The organism is Bacillus sp. SIMBA_031 (assembly GCF_046535225.1).
GTDB classification, from domain to species: Bacteria; Bacillota; Bacilli; order Bacillales; family Bacillaceae; genus Bacillus; species Bacillus velezensis.
The window spans coordinates 1-251 of record NZ_JAWRXC010000495.1 but is presented as its reverse complement, the minus strand read 5'-3'; the positions used below and the strand labels follow the sequence as shown (position 1 = coordinate 251).

Annotated in this window: 1 protein-coding gene; it reads right to left on the bottom strand. The window is 59.8% G+C overall.

Annotation, left to right across the window (positions count from 1 at the left end; all coding sequences use genetic code 11):
• Positions 1 to 251 (bottom strand): hypothetical protein (locus SB724_RS21135; RefSeq protein WP_410572952.1); only part of this gene is annotated, 251 nt, incomplete at both ends.

The following is a 251-nucleotide window of genomic DNA, read 5'->3' as shown; positions in this document are numbered from 1 at the left end:
GCGTAATCCCAAAAAGTGGAGCTGACCACGGGCTGCGCGTACTGTGCTGCGCCCATAAGGTCGGTGGTGTCTCCGTATTCACGGATGTAGCACGAAGGATCAGTGAACTGTCCGTTGCTGTCCGTGCCGACGTCCGGCGCTCCGCTTCCACACTGGAGGGCGTCAGCGTGCATGAGGCCAATGACGTGGCCGAATTCGTGGGACATCACGTTGTTGCTGAAGTTGCTGATCTGCGGCAGCAAAACCCGCCC